Source organism: Immundisolibacter sp. (assembly GCF_041625615.1).
In the GTDB taxonomy this organism is placed as follows: Bacteria; Pseudomonadota; Gammaproteobacteria; order Immundisolibacterales; family Immundisolibacteraceae; genus Immundisolibacter.
In genome coordinates, this window is sequence record NZ_JBFJTF010000046.1 from 1 (window position 1) to 16,031 (window position 16,031).

At 69.6% G+C, this 16,031-nt stretch carries 14 protein-coding genes; 6 read left to right on the forward strand and 8 right to left on the reverse strand.

All coding sequences use genetic code 11. The features are described from left to right. Positions 1–1,332 (forward strand): efflux RND transporter permease subunit (locus tag ABYX71_RS05370; RefSeq protein ID WP_372695477.1); only part of this gene is annotated, 1,332 nt, incomplete at its 5' end. Then, positions 1,329–2,270, forward strand: a complete 942-nt coding sequence (locus ABYX71_RS05375) for a TIGR00730 family Rossman fold protein (protein ID WP_372695478.1) — start codon at positions 1,329–1,331, stop codon at positions 2,268–2,270. The genes ABYX71_RS05370 and ABYX71_RS05375, both read left to right, overlap by 4 nt. 34 nt (positions 2,271–2,304) lie before the next feature. On the opposite strand, the gene ABYX71_RS05380 is transcribed toward ABYX71_RS05375, so the two are convergent. Continuing rightward, positions 2,305–3,810, reverse strand: coding sequence for an efflux transporter outer membrane subunit (locus ABYX71_RS05380; protein ID WP_372695479.1), 1,506 nt, complete (start codon positions 3,808–3,810; stop codon positions 2,305–2,307). Then, positions 3,726–5,111, reverse strand: a complete 1,386-nt coding sequence (locus ABYX71_RS05385) for an amino acid permease (RefSeq protein WP_372695480.1) — start codon at positions 5,109–5,111, stop codon at positions 3,726–3,728. Before ABYX71_RS05385 ends, ABYX71_RS05380 begins: the two co-directional genes overlap by 85 nt. A 146-nt stretch (positions 5,112–5,257) precedes the next feature. Between ABYX71_RS05385 and ABYX71_RS05390 the strand changes: the two genes are divergently transcribed. After that, positions 5,258–6,001, forward strand: a complete 744-nt coding sequence (locus ABYX71_RS05390; protein WP_372695481.1) for a peptidase — start codon at positions 5,258–5,260, stop codon at positions 5,999–6,001. A gap of 9 nt (positions 6,002–6,010) precedes the next feature. Here the strand turns inward: ABYX71_RS05390 and kdsB are convergent, their stop codons facing one another. From kdsB to ABYX71_RS05410, 4 genes are read right to left on the reverse strand one after another with little or no spacing between them, the layout of a single operon-like run. Then, on the reverse strand, positions 6,011–6,775 hold the full coding sequence (gene kdsB, locus ABYX71_RS05395; protein ID WP_372695482.1) for a 3-deoxy-manno-octulosonate cytidylyltransferase: 765 nt from the start codon (positions 6,773–6,775) through the stop codon (positions 6,011–6,013). 15 nt (positions 6,776–6,790) lie between these two features. After that, the gene (locus tag ABYX71_RS05400) at positions 6,791–6,970 is read right to left on the reverse strand and encodes a Trm112 family protein (protein WP_372695483.1); all 180 of its coding nucleotides are present in this window, start codon (positions 6,968–6,970) and stop codon (positions 6,791–6,793) included. Further along, positions 6,909–7,946 (reverse strand): tetraacyldisaccharide 4'-kinase, encoded by a 1,038-nt coding sequence (lpxK, locus tag ABYX71_RS05405; protein ID WP_372695490.1) that lies wholly within the window; start codon positions 7,944–7,946, stop codon positions 6,909–6,911. The genes ABYX71_RS05400 and lpxK overlap by 62 nt, the downstream gene beginning before the upstream one ends. 29 nt (positions 7,947–7,975) lie before the next feature. Further along, positions 7,976–8,359 carry a DOPA 4,5-dioxygenase family protein gene (locus ABYX71_RS05410; RefSeq protein WP_372695484.1) on the reverse strand — a complete coding sequence of 128 codons (384 nt, stop codon included), beginning with the start codon at positions 8,357–8,359 and terminating at the stop codon, positions 7,976–7,978. 138 nt (positions 8,360–8,497) lie between these two features. Here ABYX71_RS05410 and ABYX71_RS05415 point away from each other — a divergent pair, with 138 nt between their 5' ends. Both ABYX71_RS05415 and ABYX71_RS05420 read left to right on the forward strand, forming a co-directional pair. Further along, entirely contained in the window at positions 8,498–9,487 is a 990-nt protein-coding gene (locus ABYX71_RS05415; RefSeq protein WP_372695485.1) for a dihydrodipicolinate synthase family protein, read from the forward strand. 133 nt (positions 9,488–9,620) lie between these two features. After that, a complete protein-coding gene (locus ABYX71_RS05420) occupies positions 9,621–13,082 on the forward strand; it encodes a pyruvate carboxylase (RefSeq protein ID WP_372695486.1) in 3,462 nt (1,153 codons plus the stop codon). Between the two features lie 71 nt (positions 13,083–13,153). Here ABYX71_RS05420 and ABYX71_RS05425 read toward each other — a convergent pair whose 3' ends face one another. After that, complete coding sequence (locus ABYX71_RS05425; protein ID WP_372695487.1) at positions 13,154–13,756, reverse strand: glutathione S-transferase family protein; 603 nt, start codon at positions 13,754–13,756, stop codon at positions 13,154–13,156. Between the two features lie 112 nt (positions 13,757–13,868). Here ABYX71_RS05425 and ABYX71_RS05430 point away from each other — a divergent pair, with 112 nt between their 5' ends. Then, positions 13,869–14,924, forward strand: coding sequence for a transporter (locus ABYX71_RS05430; protein ID WP_372695488.1), 1,056 nt, complete (start codon positions 13,869–13,871; stop codon positions 14,922–14,924). Between the two features lie 26 nt (positions 14,925–14,950). Here the strand turns inward: ABYX71_RS05430 and ABYX71_RS05435 are convergent. Then, positions 14,951–16,031 (reverse strand): dihydrolipoamide acetyltransferase family protein (locus ABYX71_RS05435; protein WP_372695489.1); only part of this gene is annotated, 1,081 nt, incomplete at its 5' end.

Consider the following 16,031-nt stretch of genomic DNA (forward strand, 5'->3'; position numbering starts at 1 on the left):
CAGCTGATCGAGGAGGTGCTGTACGCGGACCCGACGGTCGAGTACGCCTTCGGCGCGATCGGCCTGTTCCAGACCGCCCAGGCCAACGAGGGCCTGGTGTTCGTCACCATTGCGCCGCGTGATGAGCGCGACGTCAGTCAGCAGGAAGTGCTGGCCCGCCTGCGCCCACAACTGGCGCAGCTGCCCGGTGTACGCGCCTTTGCCGTGCCAACGCCGGCCATTGGCGGGCAGCGCGGCGAGAAGCTGCAGTTCGCCGTGCGCGGCCCCAACCTGCAGAAGGTCGGCGAGTACGCCGAGCAGATGCGCGCGCGCCTGGGTGAGATCCCCGGCTTCGGATTCATCGACCTCGACCTGCTGCTGAACATGCCGCAGCTGCGCCTGGACGTGGATCGTACGCGGACCGCGGCGCTCGGGCTGACCAGCCGCGAGGTGGCGATGGCCGCCAACGTGCTGGCCGGTGGGGTGGACGTGGCCAAGTGGAACGACGAGCCGGGGGATGGCGAGCGTTACGACGTGCGCCTGAAGGCACCGGAAGGCACCTTCCAGACCCCGGCCGACCTCAGCAAGATTTTCCTGCGGGCAGCCGGCGGCGAGCTGGTGAGGCTGGACACCGTGGCGCGCTTCGTCGAGAAACCCGGGCCGGCTCGTATCGATCGGCTCGATCTGCAATACGCGGCGAATTTCTATAACAATCCGGAGATTCCGCTGAACGAGGCGGTCGCTCACGTGGAGCGTGTGGCCGGCGAGGTGTTGCCGCTGGGGTATTCGATCAAGCTGCTCGGCTCGGCGCGCGAGTTTGCGCAGACCATGACCTATGTCACCACCGCCTTCGTGCTGGCGCTGGTCATGCTGTACATGGTGCTGGCCAGCCAGTTCGACTCGTTCCTGCAGCCGTTGATCATCATGATCGCCCAGCCGCTGGCCATGGTCGGTGGTCTGGCGGCCCTGTGGCTTGCCGGCGACACGCTGAACATCTACTCGATGATCGGGCTGGTGTTGCTGATCGGCCTGGTGGCCAAGAACTCCATCCTGCTGGTGGACCTCACCAACCAGCTGCGGGCCGAGGGCAAGGGCATCGGCGAGGCACTGCGCGAGGCCTGCCCGGTGCGCCTGCGCCCGGTGCTGATGACCTCGCTGACGGTCATCCTGGCCATGCTGCCGGCGGCATTCGGCGTTGGTGCCGGCTCGGACACCAACGGCCCGCTGGCGGTGGCGGTGATCGGCGGCATGCTGTCATCCACGCTGCTGACGCTGGTGGTGGTGCCGGTGGTCTATTCGCTGGTGGAAGGGGGCGTCGCGCGGCTTCGGGCACGACGGGCAGCGGTGGCATGAGCCGGCGCGCACCGTCGCCACCTCCCGGGGGGCGGGCTGCGCCGCTGCCGGACCAGCAGCCAAAGCCGCCGACCCAGGATCCGGACGCGCCGGTGCGCGTGCAGGAGATTCTGGACAGCCCTACGTACCGCATTGCGGACCAGGATCCGGACTTTCTGGGGCGCGAAGATACCCGTGGCCTGCGCCTACAGGTGGACTACCTGAAGCCGGAGCTGCTGCTGCGCGAGCACGGCATCGAGCACACCATCGTGGTGTTCGGTGGCACCCGTATCAATGAGGCAGTGGCCGCGGCCGACACCGCCGCGGCGCGTCGGGAGGCGGCCGCGGCGGCGCCGGATGACGCGCAGCTGGCGCAGGCGCAGCGCATCGCCGAGCGTGTGCACGCGAAAAGCCGCTACTACGACGTGGCACGTGAATTCGGCCGGCTGGTGGGGCTGTCCGGTGGCGGGCCGCAGGACAGCCGCATCGTGGTCATGACCGGCGGCGGTCCCGGCATCATGGAGGCCGCGAACCGCGGTGCCTTCGACGTCGGCGCCAAGTCGGTGGGTCTGAACATCAACCTGCCGCGGGAGCAGTACCCGAACCCCTATATTTCGCCCGAGCTGTGTTTCCGCTTCCATTACTTCGCGCTGCGCAAGCTGCATTTCCTGCAACGCGCGCGGGCGCTGGTGGCGTTTCCCGGCGGTTACGGCACGTTCGACGAACTGTTCGAGACCCTGACGCTGGTGCAGACGCGCAAGATTCACCCGGTGCCGGTGGTGTTGGTCGGCGAGGAATTCTGGCGCCGCGCCGTGGACTTCGATTTCCTGGTCGAGGAGGGGGTCATCGATCCCGAGGATCTTGACTTGTTCTGGTATGCCGAGACGGCACAGGAAATCTGGGACGGCATCCAGCGCTGGCACGAGGCCAATGGCGGTGGTCTGCTGCACCGTGACTGAGCGTCGGTAGGCGCCGTGGCGCGGCCGGTGGCAATCAGGAGGCGCCCGGTCTGTCGCCCGGCGATGCCGCGTCCCAGCCGCCACCGAGCGCCTTGAACAAGGTCGCCGCCGCCAGGCGCGCGTCGCGCGCTGCCGCGACGCGGTCGAGCTGGGCCGTCAGCAGGCTGCGCTCGGCGTCCAGCAGGTCCAGATACTGGCCGCGCCCGGCGCGGTAACGCAGCTCGGCCAGCTGGCGCGCACGGCTCAGTGCCGTCACCGCCTGCGTCTGTGCCTGCGCGCGCGCCTGCGCCTCGGTCAGCGTGATCAGCGTGTCACGCACGTCGCGAAAGGCCGTTTGTACCGTCTGCCGGTACAGCGTCTCGGTCTGCCGGCGTCGGGCCTGGGCACCGGCCAGCTGCGCCTCGCGGCGGCCGAAGTCCAGCAACGGCGCCACCAGCGCTCCACCCAGGGACCAGCCGGCCGCGGGACCGCTGAACAGGTCACCCAGCTGAGTCGCGTCGCTGGCGAGCAGGGCGCTCAGGTCCAAGCGTGGGAACCATTGCGCGCGGGCCGCGCCGATGTCCGCGTCGGCGGCGCGCAGGGCCGCCAGCGCGGCGCGGATGTCCGGGCGGCGTTCGAGCAGGCTCGCCGGCAGGCTCGGCGGAGTCGGCAAAGGCAGCGCCAGATCGGCAAAGCGGCCGGTCGGCGGAAGATCCTCGATCAGCGTCTGTGGCGTGGCGCCGGTCAGCACCGCCAGGGCGCCTTGTGCGCCGCCCAAGGCATCGCGCAGGGACGCGGCCTGCGCCTTTGCCGCGGCCAGTTGGGCCTGGGCCTGGCGCAGGGTCAGCTCCGAGTCGGCCCCCAGGCGCAGACGGGTGGCTTCCACGCGCACCGTTTCCTGGCGGGTGGCCACCGCGGCGTCGGTGATGCGCAGTTGCTGTTCGGTGGCGCGCAGCGTCAGGTAGGCGCTGACGGTATCCGTGACCACACTCAGGCGCAGTGCCTCGGCGGTGTAGACCGATTCCAGCAGGCGGGCGCGGGCCGCCGTGCTGGCACTGCGCAGGCGCCCGAACAGGTCGACTTCGTAGCCCAGCTGGCCGGAGGCGCTGTAGGTGGTTGTCAGGTTGCCACCGGCGTTGTCGGCGGTGCGTCGGCGCGCCGCCTGCGCCTGCAGGTCCACCGTCGGTCGTTGCTCGGCGCGGGCGCCCGCCAGCAGGGCGCGGGCCTCCTGGACACGGGCGGCGGCCAGTTCGAGATCGAGGTTGTGCGACAGCGCCTGCGCCACCAGACGATCCAGCACCGGGTCGTCGAACTGTCGCCACCAGTCGGCGGCGGGTGGTGGCGAGGTGGCGGGGGCGTTCCAGTGCGCGGGCAGCGCCACCGGGGGTGGCGTCGTGGCGGGAGTCAGCGAGCAACCGGTCAGCACGGCCGCCAGGGCGGCGGCCGTGCCTGTTCGCCTGATGCGCCGCACAGGGATCAGAGCTGCCCCAGCACGCTGTGACGGCGGGCGTAGACGAAGTACAGCACCACGCCCGCCGCCATCCACGCCACGAAGCGCCACAGCGTCACCGCGTCCAGGCTGGCGATCAGCGCGCTGCAGCAGACGATGGCCAGAATCGGCGTCCAGGGCATGAACGGCGTGCGGAAGGGCCGGTGGATGTCCGGCTGCGTGCGGCGCAGGTACAGCACGGCGATCGACACCATGATGAACGCCGCCAGTGTGCCGACGTTGACCAGCGAGGCGACTTCCTGAATCGGCACCAATGCAGCGGCAACGGCGATCAGCAGGCCGGTGGCCAGGATGGTCCGGGCCGGCGTGCGGGTGCGCGGGTGCACGGTGGAGAACGCTTTCGGCAGCAGGCCGTCGCGCGACATGGCGAAGAATACCCGCGTCTGCCCGTACATCATCACCAGCAGCACCGAGGTCAGGCCGGCCACCGCGCCGATGGCGGTGGCGCCGGCGGCGAAGCGTTCGCCGACCTGCGCCAGGGCGAAGGCCATCGGATCGGACACGTTCAGCGTGGTATACGGCGCGATGCCGGTCAGCACCACGGTCACGGCGATGTAGATCAGCGTGCAGACCACCAGGGAGGCGATGATGCCGATCGGCATGTCCCGCTGCGGGTTCTTGGCTTCCTCGGCGGCGGTGGAGACCGCGTCGAAGCCGATGTAGGCAAAGAAGATCAGGCCGGCCCCGGCCATCACGCCCGACAGCCCGAACGGCATGAATGGCTGCCAGTTGGTGGGCTCGGTGTGCGGCACGGCCACGTACACGAACAGGCCGATCACCGCCAGCTTGAGCACCACGATCAGCGCATTGACCAGGCTGGTCTGGCGCACGCCCAGCGCCAGCAGACCGCTGATCAGGAACATGATGGCGAACGCCGGCAGGTTGATCAGGCCGCCCTGACCGGGCGCCTGGGTCAGCGCCACCGGCAGATGGATGCCAACGCCCTCGAGCAGGCGCAGGAAATAGCCTGACCAGCCGATGGCCACGGTGGCACAGGCCAGCGCGTATTCAAGGATCAGGTCCCAGCCGATGATCCAGGCCGGCAGCTCGCCCAGCGTGACGTAGGTGTAGGTGTAGGCGCTGCCCGACAGCGGCACCGTGGAGGCGAACTCCGCGTACACCAGCGCGGCGAAACCGCAGGCCAGCGCCCCCATCACGAACGACAGCGACAGTGCCGGGCCGGCCTTGGTGGCCGCTGCCACACCGGTGAGCACGAAAATGCCGGCGCCGATGATGGCGCCGATGCCCAGCAGCGTCAGGTCCATGCCGGACAAGCTGCGGGCCAGGCCGTGCTCGTCGCCATCTTCCGTCGCCGCCGTGATCGGCTTCGTGCGGGTGAGGGTCTGCATCATCGATGTCGTGCTCCCTGTGGGGTTGGCCTCCTCGGACGGCGCTAAGTGTTAAGGACTTGTCGGCCGAAGGAAAGCGTTATCGGGCGCACGTGTGCCGCGAACCGGCTTCCCTATAATGGCCGGCCCGTTCCTGGTGGTGCCGTTTCATGACCTATTGCGTGGGCGTCAAAGTCGATGCCGGCCTGGTGTTCGCTTCCGATTCGCGTACCAACGCCGGGGTCGATCACGTCAGCACGTACTGCAAGATGCACGTGTTCGAACGACCCGGCGAGCGGGTGTTCGTGGTGCTCAGCGCCGGCAACCTGGCCACCAGCCAGGCGGTGATCAACGCGTTGCGGCGCGAATTCAACGACCCGGCCGGTCCAGGCCTGCGTCAGGCGCACGACGTGTTCGAGGCGGCCGATCACCTGGGTGCGCTCAGCTACCGCCTGCAGCAGGAACACGCCGAGGCACTGGCCCGCAGCGGTGCCAGCGCCGAGGCCAGTTTCATCATCGGCGGTGAAGTGGCCGGCGCCGGCCAGGAAATCTGCCTGGTCTACCCGCAGGGCAACTACATCAGCGCCACGCCCGAAACGCCGTATCTGCAGATCGGCGAGACCAAGTACGGCAAGCCGATCCTGGATCGCATCATCGCCGCCGATACCGCGCTGGATGACGCCGCCCGCTGCGCGCTGGTGTCGCTGGATTCCACCATTCGCGCCAACATCTCGGTGGGGCCACCGCTGGATCTGGTGGTCTGCAGGCTCGGCGACCTCACCGTCAGCCGGCGCCTGTCGCTGGCCGGCGATTCGCCGCTGTACCTGGGCATCCAGCAGGGCTGGAACGAGGGGCTGAAGCGCGCCTTCCTGGAACTGCCGCGCTTCGAATGGGAGCAGGGTGGGCCTGGCTGAGGGTGTCTTTCAGGTGCCCGAGGAAACCTGCCGGCGCAGGCGCTCGAGATCCTCGGGTGTGTCGACGCCGGCCGGCGCCGGTGCGCAGGCTTCGGCCACGCGAATGGTGGCGCCGTTCCACAGCGCGCGCAGCTGCTCGAGCATTTCGGTGGTTTCGAGCGGGCACGGCGGCCAGTTCACGAACGCGCGCAGGAATCCGGCGCGGTAGGCGTACATGCCGATGTGGCGCTGCCAGCCCGGGTCGGCCTCGGCCAGGTGTTCGGCTTCGGGCATTTCGTCGCGCGGCTGCGGGATCAGGGCCCGGCTGAAGTACATCGCGTAGCCGGCACGGTCGCACACCACTTTCACGGCGTGCGGGCTGGTCAGCTCCGACAGCGTGACGATGCGCTGGCTCAGCGTGGCCATGTCGGCCGCCGGGTGCGCCAGCAGGTCGTTGGCCACCTGCCGGATCAGGGGCGGCGGCAGCAGGGGCTCGTCGCCCTGCACGTTGACCACCACGGCTTCGTCAGGCAGCGACAGCGCCTGTGCCACCTCGGCGATGCGATCGGTGCCGCTGCGGTGGCTGGCGGCGGTCATCATTACCTGGGCGCCGAAGCCCGTGGCCACGCTCTGGATGCGTGCGTCGTCGGTGGCCACCACCACCCGTTCGGCGCCGCTGGCCACGGCGCGTTCGTATACCCACTGCAGCAACGGGCGCCCGCCAAGGTCGGCCAGCGGCTTGCCGGGCAGGCGGCTGGCGGCGTAGCGGGCCGGTATGACGACGGTAAAGCTCATCGGCCTGGGTCGGCGCTACAGTTCGGCGTCGGCCGGGAGCGGCCGCGCATCGTCGACCAGCATCACCGGGATGTCGTCGACGATGGGGAAGGCCAGCCGGTCGACCCGGCAGATCAGCTCGCCGGCCTTGGCGTCATGAACCAGCGGTCCCTTGCACAGCGGGCAGACCAGGATGTCGAGCAGTTTTCTGTCCACGGCCAAGCTTCTCCAGCAGGCGGGCGGCGAAGGCGTCGTCGAGCTGGACGTCGAAATCCAGTGCGAAACAGCGCGCATGGGCGTATGGCCGGCATTTTACGGCATCCTTTCCGGTCATCACGACCGCCAGGTCGTCGCCGAAATCGAGCCGCTGCGGGCCGGCCTCGGCGTGGTCCGGCAGCGGGTGCTCGATCACCTTCAGCCCCAGTCCGCGCAGTTGGTCGAAAAAGCCCCCCGGCGCGGCGATGCCGGCCACGGCGTGCACGCGCTGGCCGGCGAAGGTGGCCGGCTCGAACAGCGCGCCGTTGGTGATGCGCCGCAGGCGGAAGTTGACGAAACGCATGCAGGTCTCGCCCGGTGCGCCCTCGCCCTTGATGACCACGAAATCGGCCTGTGCCAGGCGTCGACGCGGCTCGCGCAGCGGCCCGGCCGGCAGCGGCAGGCCATTGCCAAAGCGCCGCTGGCCATCCACCAGCACGATTTCCAGGTCCCGCTGCAGCCGGTAGTGCTGCAGGCCGTCGTCGCACACCAGCACGTCGGCGCCGTCGGCCAGCGCCCGGCGTCCGGCGCGCACACGCCGGGCATCGACGTACACCGGCGCGCCCGTGCTCTGGGCGATCAGCAGCGGCTCGTCACCGCAGTCGGCGGCGCTGAGCGAGGCGTCCACACGCAGCGGCCGCGGCCCCTTGCCGGCGCCGTAGCCGCGGCTGAGCACGGCCGGCCGGTAGCCGTGCGCGCGCAGCAGTTCCACCAGCCACACGGTGAACGGCGTCTTGCCGTTGCCGCCGACGCCGATGTTGCCGACCACGATCACCGGCGCCGGCAGGCGGGTGCGCGGCAGCAGGCGGTGCCGGTACAGCCCCCGGCGCAGCGCCACCAGCCCGGCGAACACACCGGCCGGCAGCAGCAGCAACGGGAAAGGCGGCAGCCACAGAGCCCACCGTCGCCGCCAGCTGTACTCGATCAGTCGCCGCATCACGCCGGCCGTCCGTGTGGGGCGGCCATTCAGGCGCCGACCTCGCCGGCGTCGATGCGCCGCAGATAGTCGACGTCCAGCGGCAGGGGGTGGCCGAGCCAGGCGGCGCGGATGGTGTGGTCGCCGGCGTGTCCGAGGCCCGACTCGGGATGGACCAGGATGTCGAGCTCGCCGCGATTGAGCATCAGGAACGGCACCACCTGCCCGAACAGCTGCGGCGCGAAGGCCACCTGGTACATGGGCTTGCTGTGCGGGCCGATCGGCCGGTCGTGCCAGCGTCCGAGCCGCACCGCGAAGCGCTCGCCCAGCTGCTCGCGCAGCCAGGCGGCCAGCGGCCGGGTGTCCGGGTCGAAGTACACGTGGGCGTGGTATTCCGCAATGCTCGGTGGCGACATTGCCGAGAGGTTTTGCATGATGGCTGCGCTCCTGAGGCGCTGGCGCCGGACTGCGCTGTGCCCGGGCACGCATGATGACGGCAGATGCGCCATTATCTGCCAGCCGCCCGGCCGGCAAGCCGGTGGCGCATACAACAACCATTTGGGGAGGGAGCGATGGCCAAGTACACCCGCACGGAGGCAAAGCAGTGGGCGCGCGCGCACATGGTGGGCTCCACCAACGCGCCGACCACGCCGTTCAAGGCGGATTTCAGCCTCGACGAGGTGGCGCTGGCCTACAACGTGGACCGCTACGCCGACATCGGCCTGTACGGCCTGATGACCGGCGGTAACATGGCCGAGGGATGGAACATGACCCCGGCCGAGTGGAAGCGCTACACCGAGATCTGTGCCAGCGCCAGCCGTGGGCGCATGATGCTGACCTCGGTGATCCTGGACCCGTCGCCGTTCGCGGTGATCGAGAAGGCCAGGTTTCTCGACGCGCTGGGCTATGACCTGATCGAGGTGATCAATCCGGTCATCCAGCTGCGCTCGGACGCCGACCTGTACGGCTACTACAAATACCTGAACGACCACAGCCCGCTGGGCATCGTGCTGTACCAGACGCCGACCGCCGGTGTGGTGCTCAACCACGGCCTGCTGGACCGCCTGGCCGACCTGGAAATGGTCGTCGGCATCAAGAACGGTCTCAGCAATCCGGCCGACAGCATCGCGCTGCGCAAGCTGTGCGGCGACCGCATGGTGGTCACCGAGCCGATGGAGAGCTTCTACCTGTGGGATTCCATCGTGCACGGCGCGCAGTGCATCTTCGGCACGCTGGAAGTGATCATGTACGGCCGCAAGCGGCACCGGTTCTTCGAGCTGGTGAAGCTGGCCAACGCCGGCAGGTTCGACGAGGCGCTGCCCATCTACCGCGAGCTGGAACCCATGCGCGACCTGCTGGCCGAGGTGTTCATGACGCCGCTGGTCACGCGCAACACCTACGCGCTGGCGCCGATCAAGTACTGGATGGAGCTGCTTGGCTTCAGGATGGGCGTGTGCCGCCCGCCCCTGGCGCCGCGCTGCGACGAGCGGGTCAGCGAGCGCATCCGGGAGGTGTTGCTGAGCACCGGTGCCATCGTCGACACCGACCTCGAGGCAGCCTGAGCGGGTGGCCGCGCGCCGGCGGGGCCGGCGGTTTCCTTGGCATCGCTTTTGCTCGGTAACATGGCGGTCGAACGCGCCGGCTCGTGTCGCGCGTTCGCCTGTCCGTCCGTGGATCTGTCCGAGGTGATGTCTCATGCCGAAATCCGGCAGCAAACGCGCTGCGCCGCGGCGTTTTCGCAAGCTGCTCGTCGCCAACCGCGGCGAGATCGCCATCCGCGTGTTTCGCGCCTGCACCGAGCTCGGTATCCAGACCGTTGCCATCTATTCCGAGCAGGATCGCCTGCACCTGCACCGCTACAAGGCGGATGAGGCGTACCTGGTCGGCGCCGGCAAGGAGCCGGTGCGTGCCTACCTCGACTACGAGGAGATCATCGAGCTGGCGGTGGCGCGCGAGGTGGATGCCATCCATCCCGGCTACGGCTTCCTGTCCGAGAACGCCGATTTCGCCCGTGCCTGCGAGGCGGCCGGCATCGTGTTCATCGGCCCGTCGCCGGATGTCATCGAGGCGATGGGCGACAAGGTGTACGCCCGCGAGGTGGCCATCGGTGCCGGCGTGCCGGTCATTCCGGGGACCGACGGCGCCATCGAGACGCTGGACGAGGCGCTGGCCTTCGCCAGGGCGCATGGCTATCCGCTGATCGTGAAGGCCGCCATGGGCGGCGGCGGCCGCGGCATGAGCATCGTGCGCGACGAGGCGGATCTGCGCGACGCGCTGGCCCGCTCGCAGGCGGAGGCGGCGGCGGCCTTCGGCAGCGCCAAGGTGTTCATCGAGCGCTACCTGGAAGGCCCCAAGCACATCGAGGTGCAGATTCTCGGTGACCGTCACGGCAATCGCGTGCACCTGTTCGAGCGTGACTGCTCGGTGCAGCGTCGCCACCAGAAGGTGGTCGAGATCGCGCCGGCGCTGACCCTGACCGAGGCCCAGCGTGAGGCGCTGTGCGCCGACGCGCTGAAGATCTGCGCCGCGGTCGACTACAGCAACGCCGGCACGGTGGAGTTCCTGCTCGATCGCGAGGGCCGCCACTACTTCATCGAGGTCAACCCGCGCATCCAGGTCGAGCACACCATCACCGAGCTGGTCACCGGCCGTGACCTGGTGCAGGCGCAGATCCGTGTCGCCGAGGGGCACCACCTGGACTCGGAGTTCATCCGCATACCCGGCCAGGACGCGGTCGAGCGTCACGGCTGCGCCATCCAGGTGCGCATCACCACCGAGGACCCGGCCAACAACTTCGCCCCGGACACCGGACAGATCACGGCGTTTCGCGCCGGCGAGGGCTTCGGCATCCGCCTGGACGCCGGTTCCGGCTTCGAGGGCGCGGTGGTGTCGCCGCACTACGACTCATTGCTGATCAAGGTGTCGGCCTTCGCGCTCGACTTCGACCAGGCAGCCGCCAAGGCGCTGCGGGCGCTGCGCGAGTTCCGCATCCGCGGCGTCAAGACCAACATCCCGTTCCTCGAGAACGTGCTGCAGCACGAGACGTTCCTGCGCGGCGCCTGCGACACCACGTTCATCGAGACGCACCCGGAACTGTTCCGCTTCCGGCCGCGCCAGGACCGCGCCAACAAGCTGCTGAGCTACCTGGGCGACATCATCGTCAACGGTGCGCCGGAAGTGGACCGCGCGCTCATTCCCAAGACCCTGCACAGTGCGCCGCTGCCGAAGGTCACGCACGAGACACCGCCCGCCTCGCCGGCGTTTGCGGTGTTCCAGCAGCACGGCGCCGCGGGCCTGGCGCGCTGGGTGCTGGAGCAAAAGCCGCTGCTGCTGACCGACACCACCTTTCGCGACGCCCACCAGTCGCTGCTCGCCACGCGCGTGCGCACCTACGACATCGAGCGCGTGGCACACGCCACGGCGCACCTGACGGCCGGCTTCTTCTCGCACGAGATGTGGGGTGGCGCGACTTTCGACGTCGCCTACCGTTTCCTGCACGAGGACCCGTGGCAGCGCCTGCGGGTGCTGCGCCGGCGCATGCCGGGCACCCTGCTGCAGATGCTGCTGCGCGCCGGCAATGCGGTCGGCTACGCCAACTACCCGGACAACGTGGTGGCGCGCTTCATCGAGCTGGCCGCCGGCAACGGCATTGACGTGTTCCGCATCTTTGATTGCCTCAACCAGGTCGACAACCTGCGCCCGAGCATCGACAAGGTGGTCGCGTGCGGCAAGATCGCCGAGGGCACCGTGTGCTACAGCGGCGACATCAGCGACGGCAAGCGCAGCAAGTTCACGCTGCCGTACTACGTGGAACGGGCGCGGCAGATCGAGCGCGCCGGCGCGCACATCCTGGCCATCAAGGACATGGCCGGCCTGCTCAAGCCCGATGCGGCCCGCCTGCTGGTCAGCGAACTGAAGAACGCCCTGACCATTCCGGTGCACCTGCACACCCACGACACCGCCGGCAACGCCGTGGCGACCCTGCTGGAGGCGGCGCGGGCCGGGGTGGACATCGTCGACGGCGCGCTGTCGTCCATGTCCGGCACCACCTCGCAGCCGTCGCTGAACGCGCTGGTCTACGCGCTGGCCAGCGGCGAGCGGGCCAGCGGCATCGACCCGCACGACCTGCAGGCGCTGGCCGACTACTGGGAAGTGGCGCGCGAGGCCTACGCGCCGTTCGAGTGCGGCCTGAAGGCCGGCTCGGCCGACGTCTACGAGCACGAGATGCCCGGTGGCCAGTACTCGAACTTCCGCACCCAGGCCATCTCGCTCGGCCTTGGTGAGCGCTGGGACGAGGTCAAGCGCACCTACCGCACCGTGAACGACATGCTGGGCGACATCGTCAAGGTGACGCCGTCGTCGAAGGCGGTCGGCGACATGGCGCTGTTCATGGTGCAGAACGACCTCACGCCGCGCGACGTGATCGACCGCGCCGGTGAACTGGCGTTCCCGGATGCCTTCGTCGACCTGCTGGCCGGGCGCATGGGGCAGCCGGACGGGGGTTTCCCCAGGGCACTGCAAAAGGCCGTGCTCAAGGGTGACAAGCCGCTCAGGAAGCGTCCGGGCGCACTGCTCGATCCGTATGACTTCGAGGCCGCCCGCCAGGCTGCCGGTTCCCGCAAGCTCAGTGACGAGGACCTGGTGGCGCAGGCCATGTTCCCGGCGGTGTTCCGCGACTACACGCGCTTTGTCGAGCGCTGCGGCGACGTGTCGGTCATCGACACGCCGATCTTCTTCTACGGCCTGAAGCCCGGCGAGGAAGCGGTGGTCAACATCGAGGAGGGCAAGACGCTCATCGTCAAGCTGCTGGCGGTCGGCGAGCTCGAGCCCGACGGCACCCGTCAGGTGTTCTTCGAACTCAACGGCCGCCGCCGTGACGTGGTGGTGCAGGACAAGTCGGCCGGCGCCGAGCGCATGCAGCGCGAACGCGCCGATCCGGACAACGCCAACCACATCGCCGCGCCCATGGCCGGCAAGGTGGCGCAGGTGCACGTGCGCGAGGGTGAGAGCGTGGCCGCCGGTGCCCGGCTGGTGACCACCGAGGCCATGAAGATGGTGAACCTGGTGGCGGCGCCGCACGCCGGTACGGTCAAGCGCCTGTTGGCGCAGCCCGGCGACACGGTGCGCGCCGGCGACCTGCTGTGCGAGCTGGCCTGAGAGGGTGTGCGTTCTCGCGGGCGGTCAGGCCGGCCAGGGCCGGCGTTTTCCTGACGCGCTCCGGGTGGCGCTCAGGCCGGCGCGGCCAGCGCCAATTGCCAGGCCGGGCGCGCCGCCAGCCGTTCCAGGTAGCGGCGTACCGTGCCCGGCAGCTGGAAATCGGCCGCCTGCAGCGCCGCCAGGTGCGGCAGCATCACCAGGTCCGCCAGCGTGTAGCGGCCGAGCAGGTAATCGTTGCCGCCCAGTGCCTCGGCCAGGATTTCCAGATTGTGGGCGATGGTGCCGCGCAACGTGTCCACCAGCGCCGCATCGCGGTCGGCGTCCGGCTTGGCCAGTGCCGCGACCAGCCGCTGGCGGGGCGGGTTGAAGGTGGCCGGCTGCCACACCAGCCACTTGTAGACGCGGGCGCGCTCGTCCAGCCGTGATGGCAGCAGCCCGCCATGCGGGTATTTCTCGGCCAGATACAGCAGGATGGCCGACGATTCCCACAGCGTGAGAGCGCCGTCCACCAGCGTCGGCACCACGCCGTTCGGGTTGATCCGCAGATAGTCCGGCGCCCGCTGCGCGCCGACCGACAGGTCGACGCTGACAAAGGCGTAGTCGACCGCGAGTTCCGCCAGGCACAGGCGCACCTTGCGCGTGTTGCCGGACAGGTGAAAGCCGTAAAGCTGCATCGCTCGGTCCTCCTGAGGGCCCGTGCGACAGTATGTCGCATGGGCACCGGCCGTCGCGGTGTTCACAATCCGGCTCCCGTTACCCGTCGCGCACCCAGGGAGTCCCGCACGCATGCGCCGTTCCGTTTCGTTGTCGCTCGCCCTCGTCGCCGCTGCCGTCACACCACCGGCGTGGGCCCACGCCACGCCAGGCGCCCGGGCCGACGCGCATGCGCCGATCGGCGTGATGGCCGAGCACGTGCATCGCGAGGGCGAATGGATGGTCGGCTACCGGCTGATGCGCAGCTATCAGGATGCCCTGCGCGACGGTACCGATCATGTCAGCAAGGAGCGCACGTACTCCAGCGTGGCCGCCGGCGGTTACGGGTATCACACCGCGCCGACGCGAATGGCCATGAACATGCACATGCTCGAGGCCATGTACGGCTGGTCGGACGGCCTCACGCTGATGCTGATGGCCAACTACGTCGACATGAGCATGGACGCCGAGCTGCACGCGCACGGTCCGGCGGCGCCGGTGCCGCACCGCATGGATGCCAGTGGCTGGGGCGATACCGAGATCGCCGCCCTGTTCGACGCCGGGCGCACCGCCCACGGTCGCTGGGTGGGCAAGGTGGGTCTGAGCCTTCCGACCGGCAGCGTCAGCACGCGTGACGCCATGCCTCACGGTTCCCACGGCGCCATGATCCCCATGCGCATGGGATACACCATGCAGCTGGGTTCGGGCACCTACGACCTGCGACCGGCGCTGACCTACAGCGAGCTGCGTGACGGCTGGTCCTGGGGCGTGCAGGCCAGTGCGGTGCTGCGCCTGGACGACAACGACCAGGGTTACCGCTTCGGGCACCGTGGCGAGGCCACCGCCTGGGTGGCGCGCCTGTGGAACCGGTCGGTGAGCACGTCGCTGCGCGTGCTCGGCACGCGCTGGGGCAATGTGCACGGTCGCGACGATGACCTGAGCGTCGCCATGTCGCCGGAAAACGACCCGCAGGCGCAAGGCGGCCGGCGGGTGGATGTGGGGCTTGGCGTGAATCTCATGGCGCCGCCGGGCGCGCTGGGCGGCCAGCGCCTGGCGCTGGAATTCCTGCGCCCGGTCTATCAGGACCTCGACGGGCCGCAACTGGCCACTGACTGGACCCTCAACGCCGGGTGGCAGTTCGCGTTCTGACGCCGGTCACGCGGTGACCGGCCGGCTCAGGCGTCTGCCAGCAGCAGCAGCGGGTCCTCCACCGCCGCCAGGATGGGCTGCATGAAGCGCAGTGCCGTCACGCCGTCGATCAGCCGGTGGTCGTAGGACAGCACCAGGTTCAGGCGGCGCTGGATCTCGATGCGGCTGTCGTCGACCACCACCGGCTCGCTGCGTACCCGCCCCATGCCCAGGATGGCCACCTGCGGCGGGTTGATGATGGGGGTGCCGAAGATGTCCTGGCCGCCGTGGCTGCCCCAGTTCGACAGCGTGAAGGTGGCGCCGCGCAGTTCGTCGGGCCCCAGGCGCCGCTCCCGGGCGCGGGCGGCCAGCTCCTCGATGGCGGTCGACAGCTCGACCACGCTCAGTCGGTCGGCGTCGCGGATCACCGGCACCACCAGCCCGGCGTCCGTGTAGGCGGCAAAACCGATGTGGTAGTAGTGCTTTTCGATGACTTCCAGCGTGTCGTCGTCGATGCTGGCGTTGAACTGGGGCATTGCCTTCAAGGCCGGGATCAGCGCCTTGATGAGCAGCGCGACGAAGGACACCCGCGTGCCGGTGTGGGCGGACAGGCGCTTGCGTGCCGTTTCCAGCGCCGCGGCAGTGACGGCGAAGCCGGTGGTCGCCTGCGGCACACGCGCGGCGCGGCTCATGCTGTCGTACATCGCCTTGGCGACGCCGCTCAGGCGCCGGCGTGTCTCGCCGCCGGCCGCTGCGGCGGTCGGCGGCGGTGCCTGGCGTCGTGCCACCACGGCGTCGATGTCCTCACGCAGCACCCGCCCCTTGGGGCCACTGCCGCTGACCTCGGCCAGGTCCACCTCGTGCTCGCGGGCGTAGCGCCGGGTGCTCGGCGCGGCGCGCAGCGGGCCGTGCCGGTTCGCCGGCGGCGCCGGCGTCGGTGCCGGGGCTGCCGCGACTGATGCCCCGTGCGCCGGGGCGGCGGCCGCCGGCTGTGTCGGTGCGGTGCTCGCCGGTGGCGCGTGCTTTTCGCCGGAGAACTGCTGCGCCGGTGGGCGCTCGGCGTCGAACACGGCCAGGATTTCGCCGACCCTGACCGTCTGGCCGACCTGTGCCCCCAGCTGTTCCACC

What these genes read in the sequence shown, in the direction of transcription:
- ABYX71_RS05375 (WP_372695478.1), top strand. Translation starts at nt 1,329, where the DNA reads ATGAGCCGGCGCGCACCGTCGCCACCTCCCGGGGGGCGGGCTGCGCCG.
- ABYX71_RS05385 (WP_372695480.1), bottom strand. Translation starts at nt 5,111, where the DNA reads ATGATGCAGACCCTCACCCGCACGAAGCCGATCACGGCGGCGACGGAA.
- ABYX71_RS05390 (WP_372695481.1), top strand. Translation starts at nt 5,258, where the DNA reads ATGACCTATTGCGTGGGCGTCAAAGTCGATGCCGGCCTGGTGTTCGCT.
- kdsB (WP_372695482.1), bottom strand. Translation starts at nt 6,775, where the DNA reads ATGAGCTTTACCGTCGTCATACCGGCCCGCTACGCCGCCAGCCGCCTG.
- lpxK (WP_372695490.1), bottom strand. Translation starts at nt 7,946, where the DNA reads ATGCGGCGACTGATCGAGTACAGCTGGCGGCGACGGTGGGCTCTGTGG.
- ABYX71_RS05410 (WP_372695484.1), bottom strand. Translation starts at nt 8,359, where the DNA reads ATGCAAAACCTCTCGGCAATGTCGCCACCGAGCATTGCGGAATACCAC.
- ABYX71_RS05415 (WP_372695485.1), top strand. Translation starts at nt 8,498, where the DNA reads ATGGCCAAGTACACCCGCACGGAGGCAAAGCAGTGGGCGCGCGCGCAC.
- ABYX71_RS05420 (WP_372695486.1), top strand. Translation starts at nt 9,621, where the DNA reads ATGCCGAAATCCGGCAGCAAACGCGCTGCGCCGCGGCGTTTTCGCAAG.
- ABYX71_RS05425 (WP_372695487.1), bottom strand. Translation starts at nt 13,756, where the DNA reads ATGCAGCTTTACGGCTTTCACCTGTCCGGCAACACGCGCAAGGTGCGC.
- ABYX71_RS05430 (WP_372695488.1), top strand. Translation starts at nt 13,869, where the DNA reads ATGCGCCGTTCCGTTTCGTTGTCGCTCGCCCTCGTCGCCGCTGCCGTC.